Source organism: Oceanobacillus halophilus, from assembly GCF_003628505.1.
Lineage (GTDB): Bacteria > Bacillota > Bacilli > Bacillales > Amphibacillaceae > Oceanobacillus > Oceanobacillus halophilus.
Genome location: NZ_RBZP01000007.1, coordinates 1 through 22,091, shown reverse-complemented (window position 1 = coordinate 22,091; position 22,091 = coordinate 1). Strand labels below are relative to the sequence as shown.

The window sequence follows — 22,091 nt, the reverse complement described above, 5'->3', positions numbered from 1 at the left end:
TTTTGATCACTCCATGGCTGATTTTAATTGATTAATAAATGTTTGTACTTCATTCGCTTTTGTTGCGAAACTTGCTTTGTTTACTATGAGTCTAGTACTTATATTCTCTATATCCTCTAAAACTACCAAACCATTTTCTTTAAGTGTACTGCCTGTTTCAACAATATCGACTATATAATCAGATAAACCAATAATGGGTGCCAGTTCAACGGACCCATTTAACTTCACTGTTTCTATCGTTTGTCCTTTTTTCTGAAAATGCTTTTTAGCAACATTCGGATATTTCGTTGCGATGGTAAGTTTCTGATTTCCTTTCGTTGGATGCTCCGGCCTTCCAGCTACGGAAAACTTACATTTCCCAATCTTTAAATCTAAAAGCTCGTAGACGTCTGCTTGTGATTCCATAATATTATCTTTTCCGACAATGCCAATATCAGCAGCTCCTTTTTCAACATATGTAGGGACATCAAGCGCTTTTACGAATATGACTTTAATAGATTGATCCGTATTGTAAAATACAAGCTTTCGGCTATCTTCATGTAAGTCAACAAAATGTTCACCTGTCTTTTCTAATAAGTCGATCGTACTTTTTGCTGGTCTGCCTTTGGCTAAAGCTATTGTAATTTGTTCCACTTAGTTCTCCTCCTTCTGTAACAATGCCAACAGTTCTTCCGGATTAGAAAAGTTCTTCTCTATCTTTCTACTAATTAATTTATTTTGTGATTCATTAAATTCAGCAATATAACTCGAACGAATTTGAGTTGCTGATTTATTATTTAGATAGGTGAGAACCTGTAACCCATTGTCACGAAGTACATACGCTGAACGAAGCGCTTCTTGCTGTTTGCTCTCATTATAGTGAATAATAACATCTACTACAGGAGATTGCGGTTGTGCTAATTCTTGTTGCTGAATAGCATGTATTAATAAATCCACTTCAAAGGCAAAACCGACTGCGGGGCTAGGTTGATTAAATTGTTTGCCCAAATTGTCATAACGTCCACCCATTAATACGGGTTTTCCAATATTATCAACGAAACCTTGAAAGATAATGCCTGAATAATAGTTCATATTATTAATAAGTCCTAGATTAAAGACCACGGAATTCTCTGCACCGTATGCTTGGAGAATCTCGTATACATCTATTAAATTTTGAAGGATTTCCTTCATCGAATCATTACGGATAATGGATTTAGCTTGGTCAATGACGTTTTCAGGGTTTCCATATAGCATTGGTATCGACTGAATAGCTACCCGTACATCTTCATCAATATTCAGCTGTGATAGAAAAGGTTCAATATCAACTAAGTTTTTGGATTGTATAAGTGCTTGCAGGGATTCCAGTTCATGTTCATTTAAATTAGCCTGTTGAATTAACTCCTTAAAGAAACCTGCGTGCCCAATTTCCAATTTAAAATTACTAAAACCGAGGTCTTGAAAAGTGTGAATAGCCATCATGATGACTTCAGAGTCAACTTCGGCTGAGTTATCCCCAAAACATTCTATACCTGCTTGTGTACTTTCTTTTTCATCTGCTTCTGCATGAGATTGACGAAAGACATCCAGTATATAGAATAGACGCTGGTTATCTGGTGTTAGTCCATTTAAAGTAGTCATTCTATTTAATGGGATGGTAACGTCAGGTCTAAGAACCAATACCTTCCCCGAAGTATCGATTACTTTAATCATCTCATCTTTGTTCACCGTGCCGATAATATTGGAATACATGTCATATGATTCAAAGGTAGAAGTTCGAACCTGCTTATAGCCATAGGTAGTGAAACGTTTTTTTAGCTTGGAAAGAAGCATATCTCTCATTTGAAAGTCTTCCACATTCGTATTTTTATTGTTATCAATCACATATCTCTGCATGAAAATTCTCCTTTTAACCGCGCATTTATCATTTGTTAGTTAGATTATACAATTTTTATGTTCGAAAGTATAAGAATATTGTCGATTTTTGGTATAATTTAGATAAAAGATAGAATCTGGCAATTATATTTCATCTATTAGGTTTGATGTAACTTGTTAAGATAATCGGAAGTAATATACCGCTACGTTCATAATGTTGAGTTTTTTTGATTACTTCGACTTTCTATCCAAACACAGTAACTAAAACTAAAAAAAGAAATATTTAAATAGCTTTATTACTTTACCACTTTATCTAATTAAAGTTATATAGTATTATAAAGTTTAGGTACTTAAAAGTCAACACGGGGGAGAGTAGAAAATGTTTGATTATCATATTCATAGTAATTTTTCAGCTGATTGTGATACAGCTATGGAAACAACAATACAAAAGGCAATTGATTTGGGATTAGAAGAAATTTGTTTTACCGAGCATATTGATTATGACTATCCGGATAAAGATTGGATATTTGAATTTGATTTAGCTGCGTATGATAAGAAAATCAAAGAAATGCAAAAGGCTTATCAAGATAAGATAAGAATAAAAAAAGGCATAGAAATTGGAGTGCAGCCTTATTTGTTAGACCGTTATGAGGAATTAATGAAGGAAGAACTGTTTGATTTTGTTATTTGCTCGATGCATTCGACAGAAAAAAAAGACTTACACTCGGGGAATTTTTTTAAAGGAAAAACGGTAGATAAAGCATATCAAATTTATTATGAGGAATTGTTAGACTGTGTGAAACGTTACAAGGAATTTAGTATTCTCGGCCACATTGATCTTGTTAAGCGTTATACGAAAGAGAGGAGTACTTCGAATTTTCATGAAATAATATCAGAAATATTTCGTGAAATTATACCTGCTGGAAAAGGAATTGAACTAAATACCTCTGGATATCGATATGGTTTAGAAGGAGGAATGCCAAGTGCGGATATCTTGTCCTTATACAAAGAATGTGGCGGTGAAATCATTACAATAGGATCAGATTCCCATGTAGAAACAACAGTTGCATATCAGTTTAAGGATTCCATCGAGTTGTTGAAGTCAATAGGTTTTAAATATATTGCTACTTATAATAATGGTAAGCCCATATTCCATTCCATAGAAAAATTCTAATGGATAAAGAACATGGGGGAAAATTCATAAAAATGTCCTATCCTGTAGGAATTTTATTGCCGCTCTAGTGTTATAATAAAAAACAAACTATTTTTTAATAGAAGGGTGTTCATTCATGAGAGCGGTAAAAAGAGCTTTTCTGATAGCAGTTGGTTCGCTTTCTTTAGGGTTGGGCGTTCTAGGTATTTTTCTTCCTTTATTACCAACAACACCATTGCTATTATTAGCTGCTGCCTGTTATATACGTAGTTCAGATAAACTATATCATTGGTTGATTACCAACAAGCGTTTTGGACCATATATATTAAATTACCGAGAAGGCAATGGGATTCCTTTAAAGGTAAAAGTAATAAGTGTGTCTTTATTATGGTTTTCGATGTTATTTACGGTGATTTTCGTCGTTCCACTGATTCTTGTTAAGATTCTACTGCTTGCAGTTGCAGCATACTTTACTAGATTCATTTTAAAACAAAAAACATTGCAAGAGGACGCTATGGAGTGGAGAGGGAAGGTATTTGAAGAATAAGCATAAATATGTTCTGAGTGTTGCTCTTTTCTTTTCGATGTTCATTGGAACTATTGTTTATTTTTATTACCCTAACAAGGCTAAATCAGAAAATGAGTTTGATGTACCAACCGTTTTTATACATGGATATAAAGGGACAGCTAATTCATTTGGGACCATGATTGAACGTTTTGAAAGAAATGGTTGGGGATCGAAGCAGTTGGTTTATTACGTCTCTTCTAGAGGAAGAATTACTACTTTCGGAACGCGTAAAGAACCATTAAATCAAACGTTTGTTCAAGTTATTTTGAAGAATAACCGTGCAAATTTCTCCGATAGTACGGAATGGTTAGCATCGGTATTGCGGCACTTAAAAGCGAATTATGATATTACCACCGTTAACTTAGTGGGACATTCAATGGGTGGTATTATTTCGCTCAAATATATAATGGAATATCAAATGGAAAATTACCCTTCTGTTCAAAAATTTGTAGCTATTGGGAGTCCATTTGATGGAATATACAGCCAGGAATATTTTAATATTAATCAAGATCCAGCAGCGACCGATTTGAAACCTAATTCAACAGCATTTGAAATGCTGCAAAGAGGGAAGATACCCGAGGATATTCAGGTTTTAAATATCGGTAGTACTGGAGATATGGTTTCTTTTCCAGAAAGTGTAAAAGCTATACGAAAAATGGTCCCGCAAGATCAGTTACAGGAAGTAATTATTCAGGATGATCAATTAGGGCATAGTGAATTGCACGAGAGTCTAAAAGTGGACAGATTGATTCATTCTTTTTTAGTGAAAGACGTGGTACAATAATAAAGAATTTAACAAAATCACCAGTTTTATTGGTGGTTTTTTAATTGCATGAACATAATGTTCTATAATGTTATATATCTATAACAGGGACCTACACCTGTGATAAACATCCAAAAGGAATGATATTAAATTGAAACGTAATCATGAATTATACGATAAATTATCTGAAACTACTTCTAAAGAAAATGTGTTAGTCAATGAAGAAATCAAAAATCACACCTACACAAAACTAGGTGGAAAAGCAGATTACTATGTAACTCCTGAAAGTTATGAAGAAGTACAAAGTATTGTGAAATTAGCGAACAGTGAGGGTGTTCCTTTTACGTTATTGGGAAACGGCTCCAACTTAATTGTCAAAGACGGTGGAATTCGTGGCATCGTCTTAAATCTGCAAAAATTAAATGAAATTAAAACGGATGAAAACGTCATTGTTGCACAAAGTGGGGCACGAATTATTGATGTCTCTAGAGAAGCTTTAAAAGAGCGGCTGACTGGACTGGAATTTGCATGTGGAATTCCTGGGTCAGTAGGTGGTGCTTTATATATGAATGCTGGTGCATATGGCGGAGAAGTGAAGGATGTTTTAACGAGTGCTGTTGTTGTAACACGAGAAGGGGAATTGATTACACTTGCTGCAGATGAGCTAGACTTAGCTTATCGAAAGAGTAATATTCCTGAGAAAGGATATATTGTCCTGGAAGCTGAATTCTCCTTGAAAAATGGAAATTACGAAGAAATTAAAGCAATAATGGATGACCTAACCTATCGACGTGAATCCAAACAGCCTTTAGAATACCCATCATGTGGAAGTGTATTTAAACGCCCACCTGGTTATTTTGCAGGGAAGTTAATCCAAGACAGCAATCTCCAAGGAAAACAAATCGGCGGTGCACAAGTATCACTGAAGCATGCAGGGTTTATCGTAAATATCGACCATGCATCCGCAACCGAATATATTGATTTGATTCGTTTTGTACAGAAGACAGTAAAAGAGAAATTTGGCGTATCATTGGAGCGAGAAGTCCGGATAATTGGCGAGGATAAGGTATAGACTGTTGATATCTTTAATTCAGAGTAGTATTGTTCTCGCTCACACGGATGATTAGTTTGTGCAGTCATTCGCTCCGGCAGAATACTTGCGGTTCGCGGGCACGGCCTCAGCCTCCTCGCAGAAAACCACTGCTGCGGGGTCTTCGGACACGTGCTATTCCCGAAGGAGTCTCCGTATTCTGCCTACGCTAAGATAGATGCACAAGATGTTAATGAGATTATAGCTAATAAAATCACGTTTAAGACCACTATATTGTTTATATATACAAGAAGAGTAGGCACACAGCGTAGTGTATTTCCGCAGCGAAAGTAAAGCACATTACTCTGAATTCAGATTATCAAGAGTTTCTATCAAATACGTATTAGACCATACTTTATAAATATTAAACACCTCATATAAAAAGAGTGCTCCAATCATCATAGGAGCACTCTTTTATCATAGATTAAACTTTTCTGAACCTGTGTAAGAAGGATTGTAAACGCTCGTTGGAGGAGTGTTCGATTACCTCGCTTGCTGTCCCCTGTTCGGCAATGACACCTTCATCCAGAAATAACACTTTATCCGCTATATCTAAGGCAAAGTCCATCTCGTGTGTTACAAGGACCATGGCCATGTCATCATTTTTAGCTATGTCACGAATAACCTCTAATACTTCACCTACTAATTCCGGGTCTAGTGCGGAGGTTACTTCATCAAATAACATAATCTTCGGACGCATAACTAGCGCACGGGCCATCGCCACACGCTGTTTCTGTCCTCCTGATAGTTGGCTAGGATAATTTTCTAGCTTATCTCCAAGTCCAACTCGTTCAAGCATTTGGATAGCACGCTCACGAACTTCATTCTTGTTCTCTTTTTTTACGTGGATAGGTGCGGACATACAGTTTTCTAAAATGGTCATATGTGGGAAGAGGTTAAAGTGTTGGAAAACCATCCCAATATCACCACGTACCTCTCTTAAGTGTTTCTCGTTTGCCTTCACCATTTTATCGTTCTTTTCCATCTTCCAAAGGTTTGTGCCATCAACAATAATATCTCCAGATGTTGGTTCTTCTAATGTCATTAACATCCGAATAATGGTTGTTTTACCAGATCCACTTGGACCGATGACAGCAATCTTCTCAGCTGGGTGTATGTCCAGGTTAATTCCTTTTAGAACCTTAGTATCGCCGAAAGACTTGTGTACATCTCTATATTTTACAATTGGTTCTGACATTACATCACTGCTCCTTTTTTCCCTTTTTCTACCGTCGCTTTTAACTTTTTTATCAAAACGTGTATTCATTTTTACTTCCAGTTTTTTAATCAGGATAGCTGAAGGATAACTTAATACTAAGAAAATCATACCTACAATCGTTAATGGCTCTAAGTATGCCCAGTTCTGTGCACCATACGTATTTGCCATAAGCAAGATTCCTGAAACCCCAATTGTGGATGTTAATGGAACTTCCTTAAACATTATAATAAAATAGTTTCCTAACATTGGAATCGTAGGAGGTAGAGCTTGCGGTAAGATAATTTTTCTCCATTTATCCAATGTAGAGTAGTTTAAAGCTCTAGACGCTTCCCACTGACCTTTATCAACGCCTTCAATTCCAGACCGATAAATTTCGCCAATGTACGTACTAAAGTGAATACCTAATCCTAGTACACCACTTGCGAACGGACTTAAAGTTACACCAATACCTGGAATCATAGGCCATGCATAGTATATAAAGAATAATTGTACGAGTGGCGGGGTAGAACGGATAAATTCCATAACCCAAGTAACAACCCAGTGAAACGTTCTATTCGGAACTCTACGCAAAAATGTCCAAACAAAACCAAAAATTAGTGCAAAGAGATAACATGTAATAGTTAGCCCAACTGTCCATCCTAAGCCTTGCAAAACAATAGGGAGGGCTTCAAAGAATGTTTCCCAACTCCAATAAGTACTACTCATCCGCTAGCCACTCCTTTCTTGGATATACTCTCACCTTTTCTAGTTAACCAAATTAGTGGCAATGCAAGGATAAAGTATAGAACAAGTACCAATAGATAGATTAATGGTGCTTGTGCAAGATTGGTACTTCGCATAATGTCACCATAATATAGAACATCAGTCATACCGATTAAGGATACGAGGGATGTCCCTTTTAACATTTGAATCGTGTAATTTCCAAATTCAGGAAGCATCATTCGTACTGCCTGTGGGAATATAACGATTCTCATCCGTTGAAAACGTGACATATTTAACGCGACAGCAGCCTCTGTTTGTCCTTTCGCAACCGAAAGAATGGAACCACGAACAACTTCTGATAAATAAGCACCATAGTTTAAACCGATGGCAATGACACCCGTCCACCAATTGGACCCTAATTGAATACCAAAAAGCATCGGAATAGCATAATATAACCAGAACAGCTGAACAATTAATGAAGTACCGCGAAAGATTTCAACATAGAGACCTGTAAATTTGCGGATTAAAACGTTTTGAGAAAGTCGACAGAGACCAGCGATAAATGCCATTAAGTATGCGACGATGGCAGAGCCTATTAGTACGGTAACAGTGATACCGAGTCCCCTCAATAACTGTGGAAAAATATCTATAATTGCGCTAATCGTAATCACTCCTTTATGAATTTATTATTCTATTATTTATTTCAGAGGAAAGAAGTAAGAAAGTCGATATTACAATGATTCATAAAAAGTCGAGGATATCTTATGAGATTTAGAAAATTTAACCCTTCCTTGATGTAAAAAATATAGGGCCAGGCCCCTAGGTGAGGGAACCGGACCCTATGGAGTCATCATTTTAGATTTCACTTAAATTAGCTCTCTTAAAAATTTCCGTGAATTAAAATTCCCCGTTGCAGACTGCCTCTGTTGTTACTTCAGCTGGTACCATGTTGCTTTCTTCACTAAATCCATTTGCTTCTAGTAATTCAGCGACAGTACCATCTTCTTTTAAGCTAGCTAGTGCTTCATTATAAGCATCTACTAATTCCTGATCCTCTAAGTTGAATGCAGCAGCACCATAACTTGGAACGCCTTCAATATCTGGTTGTTCAAAAGTCTCAACAAACTCTAATGCATCTGTACCAGCAGATTCTAACGCCATTTTAACCGTCATTTCTGTACCGGTTGTTGCATCAGCGCGCCCAGATTGTACAGCAGAGAATGTTGCAGGGATATCTGGTGCTGTTTCAATTTGATCTTCACTTACACCTTCAGATTTCAAGAATTCAATTTCTGTAGCACCTTCCATAACTACTACTGTTACGTCAGGATTATCAGCAATATCTTTATAACTTTGTAAATCAAGTGGATTTCCTGCTTCAACAATTAAACCTTCCCCATATTGCATTTCAGGTTCACCAAATAGAGCATTTTCACATCTATCAGGGTTGATTGCCATTCCTGCAGTTACAACATCAAATTGTTGTGCTTGTAAACCTGGGATAAGCTGACTGAAATCAGCAAGCTTAGATTCCACATTTTCAACTCCAAGTTCTGAAAAAACTGCAGCAGCAATATCAACTGCGGCACCTTTTAATTCCCCATCTTCTTCATATGCATATGGTGCTTCATTAGCAAAGCCAATGGTTACTGTTCCTGCTTCTTGTAATTCAGCTAATTTACCGCTAGCGCTATCATCTGATTCAGCATTTTCTTGTGTGCCCTCTGAATCTCCAGAATCTGATGATTCGCTACCCTCACTAGATGAGTCATCTGACCCACAAGCAGCTAAAAATATGAGCCCGAATACTGTTACTAATGTAAATAAGAATTTTTTCAAGTCTAAAAGACCTCCCTTTTTAATTTAAGAACTTGTACCTATTTGTTTCTAATAGTAATCATAAATCTACTAGGTAATAACTCCCTCTTTGATGTGGAAAAGATAGAAATATAGATTGGGGAAAGAACTAAATAGTATTTACTATTCTAATGATAGTGGTGTTACATCTTTCAATCAAATCTTGTATTTTCTGATAATTTAGGAAATAACTTGGTTTCTTGTTATGAGATGGTAATCTTCCGGTTTATACAAAGATATGCTTGGAAATAGTCAAATATTCTCTGAAATACTCAAAAATTACCAATGAAAGTTACATTTGAAAAACAGATAAGAGTAGTATACGCTTAGGTTACGAAACTAGTTATGCACTGGGGGAGATGAGAGTGAGTATTTTTGGATGGGTCGTTTTCGCTATAATAGTGGTTATATTTATATTAATATTCACCTTAGTAGTGACGAAAAAGGGATATGAATATAAGCACACAGTGGATCCGTTGCCACAAGACGATGATAGAAACAAAGAAAAGGATGAAACGAAGTGAAAACATTTTCTACAATTGGCACGAGTTGGATTACCGAGTCGTTTATAAAAGCTGCTCATCAAACAGGGAAAGCAGAATTATCCTCTGTATACTCTAGGTCTGAAAATACAGCGAAAAAATTTGCAAGAAAGAATGGATCTACAAATTGGTATACAGATTTAGAGGAGATGTTAAAGGAAGATACGGATTTTATCTACATCGCATCTCCAAACACTTTTCATTATGAACATATGGTAAAAGCAATAAAGAAAAAGAAACATGTTTTTTGTGAGAAACCAATGTTTATAACGGAACAAGAGTGGAAGGATATCGATGAATTAGCGGAAAGAGAAGGTGTGTTTGTTTTTGAAGGATACAGGCATCTTTACTCTCCTAATTATGAACGATTAAAAGGAGCATTAAATGATATCGGCAAGATACGAAGTGGTATTTTGCAGTATGTTCAATACTCTTCCCGGTATGATGCATTCATGGAAGGTAAGAATCCAAATGTTTTTTCCAAGGGATTTGCAGGTGGAGCCCTGATGGATTTAGGTGTTTATCCTTTAAGTATGGCCATCGACCTATTTGGAGAACCGGTGAAGTTGGATTATTTTCCCGTGAAATTAAGTAACGGGATAGATGGTAGTGGAACGTTGGTATTATCATATGAAAATTATGTTATTACCATCCTTTGCTCAAAAATTGCCCAAGGTTTTATTCCATCTGAGTTTCATGGGGAAGAAGGAACCGTAACAATTGACCATATCGCACCAATCAGTAAGATAACCCATTTTGACAGGGAAAATAATGAGAAACATGAATTGGCAAAAGAACAGCTCGAACTGGATATGGTATATGAAACGGATGAATTTATCCGAATGATTTCGGAAAATGATAAAGACAGCTATAAGAAGGCAATGGAAAGAAGCAGACAAGTAGTGAAGTGTCTGGAATATATTAATAATAATTAAACATAATAAACACTCAGATATGAAGCGAGTTGGCACTAGCTAATAGTGGTACGGCCTGATACTGAGTGTTTTTTATGTGTTAAACATGAAAAAGTGTGATATCAACGAAAGGCGTCCGTATATCAACAAGAAAACGAGACATATCCACGTAAATATGGCATATATCAACGAACAAGAGTCCTATATCTTCAAAACCAACTACTCCATTATCCCCCGATCCAATCTATATAGATCACGATATCGTTCACTTCGTATCATTAGACTATAGTGTGATCCGCTCATTGTGATTTCTCCATTATCCATAAACAGAATTTCATCCATTTTTTCAATGTCAATTAAATGGTGGGTAATCCAAATAATTGTTTTATCATGAAGTGATTCAAATATAGTAGCTAAAAGGCTGGATTCAGTTATAGGGTCAAGGCCAATTGTCGGTTCATCAAGTATAACAATGGGAGTATCTTTTAATAGAATACGAGCTAAAGCAATACGTTGCCGTTCTCCACCCGAAAAACGCTGTCCGGTTTCTTCCATTTGAGTATCCAGTCCTGCAGGCAGGGAGTGAATATATTCATCCAGTTTTACTTTTTTCATAACTGCCTCAATTTCTTCTCGGGTAGCACTTTCATTTCCTAACCGAATATTATTTTCAACAGTACTGGCAAATAAATATGGTTTTTGATTTAACACACTTAACATTTCATAAATGTCTTCTCCATACTCCTTTGGTGAATAACCGTTAATGGTAATGTTTCCGGATACAGGGGAAAGCGCTCCTTGTAATAATTGCATAAAAGTGGTTTTTCCAGCACCACTCTTACCTAAGACAGCTAATTTTTGACCTTGTGGAATGGTTAAGTTGAAATCTTTAATGGCATTGTCGTCCTGTCCTTCATAGCTGAAAAAAACACGGTGCAAGTTAATGTGAGCAGTATTTGAAATAATTGTCTTATTCCTTTGTGAAGAGAAGGAATCACTCGTTTGCTTGTCAATATTATCTAGTCGCTTTAATGATTCCTCGTAGGTTGGAATCCTTTCTACGGCATGTGAGATGGGTATTAATCCTTCCAGCACTGGAAGCGTTACTAACGTAAATGCAGCTATATAGGCAGGAGCGAGCTCGCCTGATTGTGCCATATTGCTCGACCAAATGGCCATAATAACCAGTATCACACCTGAAAGTACCTGTAATTGCAGTGTTCGTGATTGATTCCAATAGCTAATTTTTCTGTCAATGTTATTATTTTGCTGACTATCGTTCAGGAATTTATCAATAAAGGTTTGTTTTTTTCTGCTAATCATCCAGTCGCGTAGACCAAAAAAAGCGTCTGTAAGGTTTTCGTAAAGCAATGTGCGCCATTTCTTTTGCTCCAATTGTCGTCTTTTTAATAGAAATAGGGACCATAGTGGATAAATAAACACGATAATACCCACACAAAAACTCATGAATATTGCAAACTTCCAATCAAAAACAGAAAGTGTACTAATAGATACAAAGAAGATTACTAAAGCGCTGATACTTGGAAAAATCGTCCGAATGTATACATCTTGCAAATGTTCAATATCATCAGCCAAAGTCCCTAAAAGATCTCCAGTCTTGAAGCGATGATGGATAAATAAGGCTTGCGGTTCAATCATTTGATAAAGTTGAACCCGCATTTTACTTAAAATCTTTAAAACAGCATTATGCCCGGTTAACCGTTCAAAGTATTGAAAAACTGCTCGAGAAATACCGAAAGTTCTTACCCCAACAATTGGTATATATAAGAGCAAAATAGTTTCTGGACGCAAGGAAGCTTTTGAAATAAGATACCCAGAGGTAAAAGTAAGCATGGCGCTAGATGCCATTGTAAGTACAGCGAAAAAAATCGCGATAGTTAAAGATTTGTAATACTTCTTCATATAAGGATTAATAAACTTCTGATAAAGCTTCATCTGCCATTTCACCTCCAATAAGCTGGTAGTAAAAACCTCGTTCATCGTATAATTCTTTAGGTGTTCCTATCTCTACTAATCTTCCATTATCCATAACAAGAATTAAATCCATGTTCTGTATCCAATGGAGACGGTGGGTAGCGAAAAAGATTAATTTATTTTCCATAATTGGTAACATCATTTGTTTGATATCATGTTCCGTTTCAATATCTAGATGTGCAGTCGGTTCATCAAATACCATGATGGGCTGTTCTTTTAAAATAGCGCGTGCTAAGGCAATGCGCTGTTCTTCTCCACCACTTAAACTCCTGCCACCCTGACCAATTTTCTCATCCATTCCTTTTGGCAATTTCGTTATTAATTCCGTTAAACCAGTTATTCTAAGTGCCTCGTTAATCGCATCTTTCGGTGCATCTGGCGTATACCAGCAAACATTTTCAGCTATTGTGCCAGAAAAGATATAGGGATGCTGTGGAATATAGGTTAATTGCTCCTGCCATTCTGGTATGGCGAAATGGGGGATGGTTTGATCATTTACCTTAATTGATCCACTATTTGGAGCCGTGAATCCAGCTAATAAGTCAATAAGTGTAGATTTTCCAGCACCAGACGCTCCAATTACACCAATTTTTTTAAAACCTTTCACCTGGAAATGAACATCCTTCATAATATAACGGTCTTCATCATCCGCCATTTTGCTTAAATTTTCTACATGTAAGGAGCTTTTTTCATTCCATGGTGTCATATCAACCTTTTTCTCAACAAGAGGAATGGTTTCTTGTGTAAGCAGTTGATGGATTTGGGTACCCGCATCCTTTCCATCCATGGTTGCATGAAAATCATTACCAAATTCTCTAACCGGTGAAAAATACTCTGGAGCTAAGATAAGCATGGCTAGTGCAATTTCCAATCCAGTAGTTCCGTCAATTAATCGAACGCCTAATTCCACTGCCAAGAGGGCAATCGATAAACTGGAAAAGAAATTGAGAGAAAATGAAGATAAAAATGCGACTCTTAATGTCTGATTGGTAGCAATTCGGTACTGATTACTAACATGCTCAATCGCCTTGGAATGAGATTTGCTTCTTCCTAAGTATTTTAAAGTGACAATCCCTCGTAACGAATCAACAAAATGGTGGGAGAGGATACGATACGTCCCCATCTGATCGTCTACTTTTTTCTTTGCGGCCATACCTAACAAAGCTAGAAATACAAACATAATGGGCATGGTAACTAGTAGGACCACACCTGATAATGTGTCAGAAGAGAATACATATAGTAAAATAATTGCTGGAATCACGAGCATGGATATAAATCGTGGGATGAACAATTCCAAATATTTACGGAAATTTGGAATACCTTCCATACAAAGAGTAATCATATTACCTGTACCGTGCTTTGATACAGCATGTGGGCCAATTTCGAATAGTTTTTGTAGAAGCTGTGATTGCTTTTCCATCGCTGTTTTTTCGGCAAAGTTATAACTAACTCGTTCCTTTATCCACTGTAAAAAATGTCGTAATAGGAAAAGTGCTGCAAAATAAAAAAGATAAGGAAGGACAGCTGTCCAAGCTGTCCCATGAAACAAGGCTGTAATAGACTTTGATAGATAGATTGCTTGGAGCACAATAATTACGCCTTGTAAGAAGGTAAGTACCCCAATCATTAATAATATTTTTTTGATACCTTTATAAGTTAACAGTAGTTTGTCCATCAGTATTCCAGATGCTCCTTAGTTGTCACCCGCTTACGAAATACGTAATAACTCCATATCGTGTATGCGAGAACAATTGGTACCATAGTTAATGCAACGTAGGTCATTACTTGTAATGAGTAATCTCCTGATGCTGCAGCGTATAGGCTAATATTATTTGCTGGATCAATCGAGCTTATCATGACGTTTGGGAACAAGGTAACAAAGAATGAAGCTGTTACAATAATCATGATTAGCCCCGTGGCTGCAAAGCTGAGACCTTCCTTTTTACTCCTTAGTAACGGATAAAGAAGGAGATACAAGACGACAGCTGTGGCATATAACGGAATGATTATTGCACCTTTTTCTGTGAAGGCAGATGTATATATTCCCGTAAGTACTACAAAGAGAACGACGACAATGCCACATGCTAGATAGAGCTTTTTAGCCTGATTACGTGCTCGCTCACGAAGGGATCCTTCCGTTTTTAGAGAAATAAACATTAAGCCATGTAAGTAGGAAAGTAGGACAAATGCAACACCACCTACAACTGTATAAAGGTTTACGACATCTGTAAAACCAAGAACCATATTCATGTCACTGGCAACTGGTAACCCTTTAATTAAGCTTGTGAATAGCACACCAACTAAGAATGGAGGGAGCAGACTTCCTAAGAATATGGACCAGTCCCAAGTTTGCCTCCATTTTCTCATATGTGCTTTACTTCTAAATTCAAATGCAACTCCTCGAGCAATGAGTGCTAGCAGCAGTACGACAAACGGGACGTAATATCCACTGAATAAGGTTGCGTACCAATGAGGGAAAGCTGCAAACATAGCCCCGCCGGCAGTAATAAGCCAGACTTCGTTTGCGTCCCAAAACGGCCCAATCGTATTAATAAGCACACGTCTTTCTGACTCACCTTGAGCTAGAAATTTGGTGCTCATACCAACACCAAAGTCAAAGCCTTCCAAAAAGATAAACCCGACGAATAATACACCGATTAGCAGAAACCATATCTCACTTAATTGCATGTTCCATTCCTCCCTTTCCAAATGGATCTGAAGTCGACACGTCTTCTTCTTGCTTCGCATATGGCCCCTGTTTAATGACTCTTATAAATAGGTAGACCATTGCTGCTAATAATAGTGTAAAGATAATTAAAAATGCACTGAGAGAAAAGATGATTTGTCCAGAAGTAACATTAGGACTTACAGCTGCTTCTGTTTGCAACAAACCTTGTACAATCCAAGGCTGGCGTCCCATTTCAGCCATAATCCAACCTGCTGTATTCGCAATATAAGGCGAGAAAATCATAAATACCATAAATTTTAAATAGAAGGAATGATTCTCAGGTACACCCCATTTACGATAGGCTAATCCAAGTAGACTCAGAAGAATCATAAGTCCGCCAAAACCAACCATAATACGGAAACTCCAAAAAGTTGTTTTAACTGGAGGAATATAATCTCCTTCTCCGTATTGTGCTGTGTATTGTTCCTGAATAGTGTTCATCCCTTCTACTTCACCAGATAGTTCGCCATAGGACAAGAAGCTGAGCAAGTAAGGTATTTGAAGACTGAAATTTGTTTCTTTATTATCTGTATCTATACTAGCTACAACTGTCCATGGAGCTGGGTCACCTGTGTTTTCATAAATACCTTCTGCAGCAGCCATTTTCATTGGTTGTGCTTCTACAAGATATCCAGCTTGTGAATGTCCGGAAAAAGCGATACCTAGGGATGATATTGCTGCAACAATTAATGCAATCGTCATGGAAGATTTAAAGAAAGTAATATCTTTTTTCTTTAATAGTTTCCATGCACTAACACCTGCTATAAAGAATCCCCCTGTTGCAAGTGCGGCAAAGATAGTATGCGGAAATGCTACAAGTAATTTTGGATTCGTTAGAACGGCAAACACGTCATTCATAATGGCTCGGCCACCTTCGAGTTCATAACCAAGCGGATTTTGCATAAAAGAGTTGGCTGATAGAATCCAAAATGCGGATAAAACAGTTCCAATTGCAACTAGCCAAATGCTTGCTAAGTGTAACCCTTTAGGAAGTCGTCCTTTACCAAATATCCAAACACCAATAAACGTAGATTCGATAAAGAATGCAAGTAATGCTTCAATAGCTAATGGAACACCGAATATATCTCCCATAAATCGAGAATACTCGGACCAGTTCATGCCAAACTGGAATTCTTGAATAATACCAGTAACGACACCGACTGCAAAGTTAATAAGAAAAAATTTCCCCCAAAATTCAGTCATTTTCAGATACATGTCTTTTTTCGTAAAATAGTACATTGTTTGCATAATAGCTACGATAAATGCTAGACCGATGGATAATGGAACAAAAAGAAAATGAAATATGGTGGTCGATGCAAACTGCATTCTCGCTAGAATAAGTTCTGTCATTTTTTTATCCCTCCCATGTTCTTCTAATTTAAATATATCACCATATTTTTCCTGAATAAGATAATTGTGTGAACGATTAAGCAAACTATTGTTACAATAATATGTCGATAACTATTATTGCGGTATGAAGGAACAGAAATTAAAATGGTATAGATGAACTTCAATAAGAAACAATGTTGTTATCGATACAAAGGAGTATATATAATGAAGAAAATAATTGTAGTCTTGGTAATTAGCAGTTTATTTAGTTTGGTGGCATGTACAGATAATCCAAGTGAAATAGAAGAAACGAAGAATGACAGTACTGATAATCAGAAAGAATTAGTACTTGCAATTGGTGGGGAACCAGAAGAGGGATTTGACCCAACAACAGGATGGGGAAGATATGGTTCCCCATTATTTCAAAGTACCTTGATGAGGTATGATAAAGATTTTCATGTAGAATATGATTTGGCTGAAAGTTATGAAGTGAGTTCTGATGGATTGATTTGGAAGGTAACTATTCGTGATGATGTGCAATTTTCTGATGGGGAAGCTTTGACCGTGGAGGATGTCGTCTTTACTTTTCAGAAAACCAAACAGAGTGGGTCTGTTGTTGACTTAAGTAATATGAAGAAAGTGGAGGCGATAGATGCGAATACGGTGAAGTTTATCTTGAGGGAGCCAGATTCTACTTTCCTATCTATATTGGTTTCAACAGGCATTGTTCCAGAACATGCATATGACGAGAATTACAATGAGCACCCAATTGGCTCTGGTCCATATCAGCTTGTTCAATGGGATAAAGGACAGCAAATTATTGTTGAAAAAAATCCTTATTATGATGGGGAAACACCAGTTTTTGATAAACTAACTTTTCTATTCTTATCAGAAGATGCAGCGTTTGCTGCTGCTAAAGCAGGAGAGCTAGATGTTGTTTCTGTTCCATCTACCTTTGCTAATCAGGAGATTTCTGGAATGAAGCGAATGGAATTACCGTCTGTTGATAATCGTGGCGTTATGTTTCCATACGTACCAACTGGAGAATATACGGAAGAAGGTTTTCCGATTGGGAATGATGTAACATCAGATATTGCCATTCGAAAAGCAATTAATGTTGCTGTGGACAGACAAGCATTAGTGGATGGTGTGGTAGATGGATTCGGTACCCCAGCATATTCCGTGGCGGATCAATTGCCATGGTGGAATCCAGATACAGTAATGGAAGACAGTAATGTTGAGTTAGCGGAAGAAATATTGGAAGAAGCAGGCTGGAAGATGAATGGAGATGGATTGCGAGAAAAGGATGGAAAAGAAGCGGCTTTTTCCTTACTCTATCCAGCAGATGACCAAATTCGTCAATCGTTGTCCATGAGCTTAGCAGAAATGATGAAACCTTTGGGAATAAAGATTATTACTGAAGGGAAAAGCTGGAATGAAATTGAACAGTTGATGTATTCACAACCTGTTATGATGGGGTGGGGAAGTCATGATCCATTAGAATTGTATAATTTATATAGCAGTAAGACAAGAGGAATCGGATACTATAATTCAAACTACTATTCTAATCCAACTGTTGATGAGTATATGAACAAAGCACTTCACGCTTCATCCGAAGAAGAGGCCATCAATTATTGGAAGAAAGCCCAATGGGATGGAGAAGAAGGATTCTCTGCAAAAGGGGACGCACCGTGGGCTTGGCTGGTAAATCTGGAGCATGTTTATTTTATCAATGATAACCTTGAAATTGGTGAACAAAAGATTCAGCCTCATGGGCATGGTTGGCCAATAACAGACTTTATAGAAAAGTGGCAGTGGAAAGAGTAGAAAAGAGGAAGCAAATTGTATGTAAAACGCTTTGTGCATTATTTTTTAGGTAAATCAATAAGACTTGCAACTTTACTCGTTGCAGTTAGCATTCTATCGTTTATCCTGGTGGACTCTTCGCCAATAGATCCTGTTAGATCTTATGTTGGGGCAGATATGAACAGAGTAAGCCCGGAGCAAAGACAGGAAATTGCAGAGTACTGGGGACTCAATGAACCGAGCTATATACAGTTCAGTAATTGGGTAAAAGCGATACTTCAAGGAGACTTAGGTACTTCCTTGATATATCGTTCTCCAGTAAAAGATGTGATAGCAGAACGATTTCTCGCATCATTGGCATTAATGGGGGTAGCATGGGTCCTTTCAGGCGTGATAGGCTTTTTACTTGGTATCGTGTCAGGCATGAAAGAAGGGACATGGCTCGATCGTATGATTAAAGGATATTGTTATACACTAGCCTCTACACCAACATTTTGGTTAGGTTTATTACTATTAATGGTTTTTTCTGTTTGGTTAGGTTGGTTTCCAGTAGGATTAGGAACTCCAGCTGGTGTAGTAGCAGAAGATGTTTCTTTTATGGAAAAATTACGGCATTTGCTTCTCCCGGCGTTGACTTTAAGTGTGGTTGGGATATCCAGCATAGCACTACATACGAGACAAAAACTGATTGATGTTTTAAATAGTGATTATATTCGCTATGCAAAATCCAAAGGAACCAACGGTTGGAAACTTATTTACCACCATGGCCTTCGTAATATTTCGTTGCCTGCTATCTCTCTGCATTTTGCTTCGTTTGGCGAAATCTTTGGCGGGGCTGTGCTAGCTGAGCAAGTGTTTTCCTATCCAGGTCTTGGGCAAGCAGTTGTCGATGCTGGTCTAGGTGGGGATGTCCCATTATTATTAGGGATTGTATTATGTAGTACCATATTTGTGTTTGTTGGAAACCTTTTTGCGGATCTTTTATATAACGTGGTCAATCCTCAGATTAGAAGGGGGAGAGGCTAATGAACTTGAGAATACGAACCGTTTTTTCGATATTAATATCGTTTATGCTACTGTTGATTGTTATAGTAGTTGGACTGCTGCTTGGAGAAGACAGTTTTGCTATTAATATGGAGAGAAAAAATCAGGCCCCTTCATATGACCATTTATTTGGAACGGATTGGCTCGGACGCGATATGTTGGTTCGGACGATAAAGGGACTAACTTTAAGTATTGGAGTTGGCCTCTTAGCTGCTTTTTCCAGTACGTTAATAGCTTTATTTCTTAGCCTGTTAGCTTCCTGGAATAACTTGTGTGACCGGATAGTTACCTGGCTTATCGACCTATTTCTAAGTGTGCCGCACATCGTTATTTTAATCTTAATTTCCTTTTCATTAGGTGGTGGCCTACGAGGAGTTATAATGGGTCTCGCTTTAACACATTGGCCCCATTTAACTAGAGTGCTTCGAGCAGAGATGCTGCAAGTTCGTTCCATGGAATATGTAGGTGTATCACAAAGGCTTGGTAAGTCAAGGTTGTGGATTGCCAGGCATCACTATGCACCGCATTTATTACCGCAGCTTTTCATAGGATTTTTGCTACTATTTCCCCACGCAATATTACACGAAGCGGCCATTACCTTCTTAGGATTCGGATTACCAGCGGAACAGCCTGCGATAGGAATTATTCTTTCTGAATCCATGAGATATTTATCTATTGGTATGTGGTGGCTTGCATTCTTCCCAGGTCTTTGTTTGTTAATGGTTGTTGGGTTATTTGATATGTTAGGAAAAAATCTCCGCTTACTCGTGGACCCATTTCATGGACAAAAATCTTAGGAGGGGGACCAGACATGAATGAAAAAACGCATAAATATCCTCCGTTACTTGAGGTGGAGGATTTTTCCTTATCTTTTCGAGCATATAAAAAAGGATTAAAAGAAACGACCGTAGAAGTAGTAAAAAGGTTGAGTATGACCATTCACCAAGGTGAAATTGTTGCAGTAATTGGTGCGAGTGGTTCGGGGAAAAGTTTGTTAGTCAATGCGATACTTGGAATTCTTCCAGATCATGCGATTTGTAAAGGCCAGCTCAAATTTAAAGGAAAAGTTTTAACAAAGCATCTTCAGGAAGAACTTCGTGGGAAGAAAATATCCATGATTCCTCAATCTGTTAATTCCCTGAATCCACTGATGAAAGTAGGGAAACAAGTACAGGAGGCAATACAAGCTGGAGATAAAGCAGAAATACAACATGATATTTTTAAACAAGTAGGACTTCCAACAAATGCTGTAAACAAATATCCCTTTGAATTATCCGGAGGGATGGCAAGAAAAGTACTAGCTGCAACTGCGATGGTTAGTTCAGCTGAGTTAATTGTTGCAGATGAACCAACACCTGGATTAGATCCAAAATCTTTGGAAGAGACAGTGAGGCAAATAAAAGAATTGGCTCTAAATGGAAAGGGAATCATGTTTATCAGTCATGATTTAGAAACTGCTCTGAAAATTGCAGATAAAGTCGTTGTTTTTCAAGCTGGAGAAACGATTGAAACAGCAGATGCAAACGATTTTTCAGGCACTGGAGATAATTTAAAGCATCCTTTTACCAAAGCATTATGGAACGCATTGCCACAAAATGAATTTCATCCAGGATATGTAAAAAATCTAGAGGGGGAATCATTTCCTAGTGAGAGCCTGGAAATAAAGTCCATTAGTTATAAATATGAAAGAGGACCATATGTATTTAAAAACCTGGACTTAATGATACGTCCTAATGAAATCGTAGGCATCCATGGATATAGTGGTTCTGGAAAAACAACGATGGCTCAGGTGATTGCGGGATATTTGAAACCAGAGACAGGGAGTATTCAAATAGCTGGAAGGAAACCAGAGCGAAATGGCCCCCATCCTGTTCAACTAGTCTGGCAACATCCAGAAAAAGCGATTAATCCTCGCTGGCAAATGAGAAAAGTGCTAAAGGAAAGTAATATGACAGAAAGTGCGTTGCTTGACGAGTTCGGCATCAAACAAGAATGGCTCACGCGCTGGCCGAGTGAACTTTCCGGTGGGGAGTTGCAACGGTTTTGTATAGCACGTGCGCTCCATGAAAATACACGTTATTTAATCGCAGACGAAATGACTACCATGCTTGACGCAGTAACACAGGCGAGATTATGGCAACTAGTCTTAAAACTCGCAAAGGAAAGAAACATAGGAGTCCTTGCAATAAGTCATGATCATAGTCTACTAAGGAGAATTAGTGATAGAATCATTAATTTCCAAGAGATTAGTCATGTGTAGATGGTGTAGCTTTTATTAAACTGTGGGAAGCACCTGTAAATAGATGTGAACGCCTATAAAAAGATGTGAGCGCCTATAAAAAGATGTGAACGCCTATAAAAAGGTTGTGAACGCCTATAAAAAGGTTGTGAACGCCTATAAAAAGATGGGAGCGCCTATAAAAAGCTGTGAACGCCTATAAAAAGTTGTGAACGCCTATAAAAAGATGTGAACGCCCATAAAAAGTTGTGAGCGCCTATAAAAAGCTGTGAACGCCTATAAAAAGGTTGT

At 37.5% G+C, this 22,091-nt stretch carries 19 protein-coding genes and 1 pseudogene; 10 read left to right on the top strand and 10 right to left on the bottom strand.

Going from position 1 to position 22,091, the window contains the following annotated elements; translation table 11 throughout:
• Window positions 1–6: 6 nt before the first annotated feature.
• Both hisG and hisZ read right to left on the bottom strand, forming a co-directional pair.
• Window positions 7–633, bottom strand: a complete 627-nt coding sequence (gene hisG / locus D8M06_RS10340) for an ATP phosphoribosyltransferase (RefSeq protein ID WP_121204331.1) — start codon at window positions 631–633, stop codon at window positions 7–9.
• On the bottom strand, window positions 634–1,872 hold the full coding sequence (gene hisZ / locus D8M06_RS10335; protein ID WP_121204330.1) for an ATP phosphoribosyltransferase regulatory subunit: 1,239 nt from the start codon (window positions 1,870–1,872) through the stop codon (window positions 634–636). It lies immediately after the preceding gene.
• Window positions 1,873–2,230: 358 nt separating this feature from the next.
• On the opposite strand from hisZ, the gene D8M06_RS10330 reads away from it, so the two are divergent.
• From D8M06_RS10330 to murB, 4 genes are all read left to right on the top strand, one after another.
• Window positions 2,231–3,025 (top strand): histidinol-phosphatase HisJ family protein, encoded by a 795-nt coding sequence (locus D8M06_RS10330; protein ID WP_121204329.1) that lies wholly within the window; start codon window positions 2,231–2,233, stop codon window positions 3,023–3,025.
• A gap of 115 nt (window positions 3,026–3,140) precedes the next feature.
• Window positions 3,141–3,551 carry a YbaN family protein gene (locus tag D8M06_RS10325; RefSeq protein WP_121204328.1) on the top strand — a complete coding sequence of 137 codons (411 nt, stop codon included), beginning with the start codon at window positions 3,141–3,143 and terminating at the stop codon, window positions 3,549–3,551.
• Entirely contained in the window at window positions 3,541–4,356 is an 816-nt protein-coding gene (locus tag D8M06_RS10320; protein WP_241558930.1) for an alpha/beta fold hydrolase, read from the top strand. Before D8M06_RS10325 ends, D8M06_RS10320 begins: the two co-directional genes overlap by 11 nt.
• Before the next feature lie 130 nt (window positions 4,357–4,486).
• Window positions 4,487–5,407, top strand: coding sequence for a UDP-N-acetylmuramate dehydrogenase (gene murB, locus D8M06_RS10315; RefSeq protein WP_121204327.1), 921 nt, complete (start codon window positions 4,487–4,489; stop codon window positions 5,405–5,407).
• 442 nt (window positions 5,408–5,849) lie between these two features.
• Here murB and ehuA read toward each other — a convergent pair whose 3' ends face one another.
• The 4 genes and pseudogenes from ehuA to ehuB all read right to left on the bottom strand — a co-directional run bounded on the left by ehuA (window position 5,850) and on the right by ehuB (window position 9,185).
• Window positions 5,850–6,623, bottom strand: a complete 774-nt coding sequence (ehuA, locus tag D8M06_RS10310; RefSeq protein WP_121204452.1) for an ectoine/hydroxyectoine ABC transporter ATP-binding protein EhuA — start codon at window positions 6,621–6,623, stop codon at window positions 5,850–5,852.
• Window positions 6,624–6,668: 45 nt separating this feature from the next.
• Window positions 6,669–7,349 (bottom strand): annotated as a pseudogene (gene ehuD / locus D8M06_RS10305) (ectoine/hydroxyectoine ABC transporter permease subunit EhuD); the annotation flags it as partial.
• Window positions 7,346–8,008 (bottom strand): amino acid ABC transporter permease, encoded by a 663-nt coding sequence (locus D8M06_RS10300; protein ID WP_121204451.1) that lies wholly within the window; start codon window positions 8,006–8,008, stop codon window positions 7,346–7,348. The gene D8M06_RS10300 and the pseudogene ehuD, both read right to left, overlap by 4 nt.
• 235 nt (window positions 8,009–8,243) lie before the next feature.
• Window positions 8,244–9,185 carry an ectoine/hydroxyectoine ABC transporter substrate-binding protein EhuB gene (gene ehuB / locus D8M06_RS10295; protein ID WP_121204326.1) on the bottom strand — a complete coding sequence of 314 codons (942 nt, stop codon included), beginning with the start codon at window positions 9,183–9,185 and terminating at the stop codon, window positions 8,244–8,246.
• Window positions 9,186–9,568: 383 nt separating this feature from the next.
• On the opposite strand from ehuB, the gene ytzI reads away from it, so the two are divergent.
• Both ytzI and D8M06_RS10285 read left to right on the top strand, forming a co-directional pair.
• A complete protein-coding gene (gene ytzI, locus D8M06_RS10290) occupies window positions 9,569–9,727 on the top strand; it encodes a YtzI protein (RefSeq protein WP_241558929.1) in 159 nt (52 codons plus the stop codon).
• On the top strand, window positions 9,724–10,680 hold the full coding sequence (locus tag D8M06_RS10285; protein ID WP_121204324.1) for a Gfo/Idh/MocA family protein: 957 nt from the start codon (window positions 9,724–9,726) through the stop codon (window positions 10,678–10,680). Before ytzI ends, D8M06_RS10285 begins: the two co-directional genes overlap by 4 nt.
• A gap of 198 nt (window positions 10,681–10,878) precedes the next feature.
• Here the strand turns inward: D8M06_RS10285 and cydC are convergent, their stop codons facing one another.
• Genes cydC through D8M06_RS10265 form a run of 4 tightly spaced genes read right to left on the bottom strand, consistent with a single transcriptional unit; the run spans window position 10,879 to window position 16,732 of the window.
• The gene (cydC, locus tag D8M06_RS10280; RefSeq protein ID WP_121204323.1) at window positions 10,879–12,615 is read right to left on the bottom strand and encodes a thiol reductant ABC exporter subunit CydC; all 1,737 of its coding nucleotides are present in this window, start codon (window positions 12,613–12,615) and stop codon (window positions 10,879–10,881) included.
• The gene (cydD, locus tag D8M06_RS10275) at window positions 12,590–14,329 is read right to left on the bottom strand and encodes a thiol reductant ABC exporter subunit CydD (protein ID WP_121204322.1); all 1,740 of its coding nucleotides are present in this window, start codon (window positions 14,327–14,329) and stop codon (window positions 12,590–12,592) included. Before cydD ends, cydC begins: the two co-directional genes overlap by 26 nt.
• Window positions 14,329–15,342 (bottom strand): cytochrome d ubiquinol oxidase subunit II, encoded by a 1,014-nt coding sequence (cydB, locus tag D8M06_RS10270; RefSeq protein ID WP_121204321.1) that lies wholly within the window; start codon window positions 15,340–15,342, stop codon window positions 14,329–14,331. Before cydB ends, cydD begins: the two co-directional genes overlap by 1 nt.
• Window positions 15,329–16,732, bottom strand: coding sequence for a cytochrome ubiquinol oxidase subunit I (locus tag D8M06_RS10265; protein WP_121204320.1), 1,404 nt, complete (start codon window positions 16,730–16,732; stop codon window positions 15,329–15,331). The genes cydB and D8M06_RS10265 overlap by 14 nt, the downstream gene beginning before the upstream one ends.
• A 204-nt stretch (window positions 16,733–16,936) precedes the next feature.
• Here D8M06_RS10265 and D8M06_RS10260 point away from each other — a divergent pair, with 204 nt between their 5' ends.
• Genes D8M06_RS10260 through D8M06_RS10245 form a run of 4 tightly spaced genes read left to right on the top strand, consistent with a single transcriptional unit; the run spans window position 16,937 to window position 21,821 of the window.
• Window positions 16,937–18,538, top strand: coding sequence for an ABC transporter substrate-binding protein (locus D8M06_RS10260; RefSeq protein ID WP_121204319.1), 1,602 nt, complete (start codon window positions 16,937–16,939; stop codon window positions 18,536–18,538).
• 15 nt (window positions 18,539–18,553) lie between these two features.
• Complete coding sequence (locus D8M06_RS10255; RefSeq protein ID WP_121204318.1) at window positions 18,554–19,543, top strand: ABC transporter permease; 990 nt, start codon at window positions 18,554–18,556, stop codon at window positions 19,541–19,543.
• Complete coding sequence (locus D8M06_RS10250; RefSeq protein ID WP_121204317.1) at window positions 19,543–20,358, top strand: ABC transporter permease; 816 nt, start codon at window positions 19,543–19,545, stop codon at window positions 20,356–20,358. Before D8M06_RS10255 ends, D8M06_RS10250 begins: the two co-directional genes overlap by 1 nt.
• A gap of 14 nt (window positions 20,359–20,372) precedes the next feature.
• Window positions 20,373–21,821 carry an ABC transporter ATP-binding protein gene (locus D8M06_RS10245; RefSeq protein WP_121204316.1) on the top strand — a complete coding sequence of 483 codons (1,449 nt, stop codon included), beginning with the start codon at window positions 20,373–20,375 and terminating at the stop codon, window positions 21,819–21,821.
• Window positions 21,822–22,091: the final 270 nt, after the last annotated feature.

Coding starts and splice junctions, on each gene's coding strand:
- D8M06_RS10245 (WP_121204316.1), top strand. CDS start 20,373: ATGAATGAAAAAACGCATAAATATCCTCCGTTACTTGAGGTGGAGGAT.
- cydB (WP_121204321.1), bottom strand. CDS start 15,342: ATGCAATTAAGTGAGATATGGTTTCTGCTAATCGGTGTATTATTCGTC.
- cydD (WP_121204322.1), bottom strand. CDS start 14,329: ATGGACAAACTACTGTTAACTTATAAAGGTATCAAAAAAATATTATTA.
- D8M06_RS10325 (WP_121204328.1), top strand. CDS start 3,141: ATGAGAGCGGTAAAAAGAGCTTTTCTGATAGCAGTTGGTTCGCTTTCT.
- ehuA (WP_121204452.1), bottom strand. CDS start 6,623: ATGTCAGAACCAATTGTAAAATATAGAGATGTACACAAGTCTTTCGGC.
- cydC (WP_121204323.1), bottom strand. CDS start 12,615: ATGAAGCTTTATCAGAAGTTTATTAATCCTTATATGAAGAAGTATTAC.
- D8M06_RS10265 (WP_121204320.1), bottom strand. CDS start 16,732: ATGACAGAACTTATTCTAGCGAGAATGCAGTTTGCATCGACCACCATA.
- D8M06_RS10260 (WP_121204319.1), top strand. CDS start 16,937: ATGAAGAAAATAATTGTAGTCTTGGTAATTAGCAGTTTATTTAGTTTG.
- hisZ (WP_121204330.1), bottom strand. CDS start 1,872: ATGCAGAGATATGTGATTGATAACAATAAAAATACGAATGTGGAAGAC.
- D8M06_RS10250 (WP_121204317.1), top strand. CDS start 19,543: ATGAACTTGAGAATACGAACCGTTTTTTCGATATTAATATCGTTTATG.
- D8M06_RS10330 (WP_121204329.1), top strand. CDS start 2,231: ATGTTTGATTATCATATTCATAGTAATTTTTCAGCTGATTGTGATACA.